Genomic DNA, 1,014 nt, shown 5'->3' on the forward strand with positions numbered 1-1,014 from the left:
ATTGGATGACATGTTACAACGGTGCCAGTGAGGCGCATTGGCAGCAACTGCCTGAACCTGCTGGAGGTGTTTTCACGATGTTGATGCGCACTGACCCTTTCCGTGAGCTGGACCGGCTGGCGCAGCAGCTGATGGGCCCGGGTACCTGGTCCCGCCCGTCGGCGATGCCGATGGACGCCTACCGCGAGGGCGACGATTACGTGGTGGCCTTCGACCTGCCCGGCGTCCCCGCGGACGCGATCGACATCGACGTCGAGCGGAACATGCTCACCGTCAAGGCCGAGCGCCGGCCTGTGGCGAAGGCCGACGACGTACAGATGGAGCTGTCCGAGCGGCCGCTGGGCGTCTTCTCCCGCCAGATCGTGCTCGCCGACACCCTCGACACCGAGCACATCCAGGCCGACTACGACGCAGGCGTGCTCACCCTGCGCATCCCGATCGCCGAGCGCGCCAAGCCCCGCAAGATCACCATCGGCGTCGGCTCCGGCCGCAAGGAGATCTCCGGCTGACACCGGCCGGACGGGTGCGGAGGGCGGGCACCTAATCTCCCCCTCACTCCGCCCTCCGCATCCCTCTCGGGCAGGCCGAAGAAGAAGAGGGGCAGCTGAGATGACTCTGCGACGCGAAGCGTTCCTCGGCCACGTGACCGAACGCGGCCAGTACGACACTCCGGAGGAAGCCGAGCGCGCGGCCCGAGTGGTGCTCGCCCTCCTCGGCGCACACCTGGTCGGCGACGTCCGCGCCCAGCTGGCGGCGCGCCTGCCTGAGGCGTTCGCCCTGATCCTGCTCAACCCGCTGCAGAGCGCCGAGCCGCTGCCCCCGGAGCGGTTCGTCCGCGCAACCGCCGCGTGGATCGAGGGCGCCACCGAGCAGACCGCGGCCTGGGACGTCAGCGCCGTGCTGTCCACCGTTGCCGACGCCGCCGGCGAGGACCTGCTGGGCCAGATCCTGCTCCAGCTCCCGGCCGGCTACGACCTGCTCTTCGGCCACCCCCAGCCCACCTGACCATCCCGC

2 protein-coding genes are annotated in these 1,014 nt (G+C 69.8%); both read left to right on the forward strand.

Going from position 1 to position 1,014, the window contains the following annotated elements; genetic code table 11:
- Nucleotides 1–77 precede the first annotated feature (77 nt).
- Nucleotides 78–509 (forward strand): Hsp20/alpha crystallin family protein, encoded by a 432-nt coding sequence (locus ABZ818_RS42905; RefSeq protein ID WP_361427813.1) that lies wholly within the window; start codon nt 78–80, stop codon nt 507–509.
- 100 nt (nt 510–609) lie between these two features.
- On the forward strand, nt 610–1,005 hold the full coding sequence (locus tag ABZ818_RS42910) for a DUF2267 domain-containing protein (protein WP_361427815.1): 396 nt from the start codon (nt 610–612) through the stop codon (nt 1,003–1,005).
- The last annotated feature ends 9 nt before the right edge of the window (nt 1,006–1,014 follow it).

Source organism: Streptomyces sp. NPDC047453 (assembly GCF_040643155.1).
Taxonomy (GTDB): Bacteria; Actinomycetota; Actinomycetes; order Streptomycetales; family Streptomycetaceae; genus Streptomyces.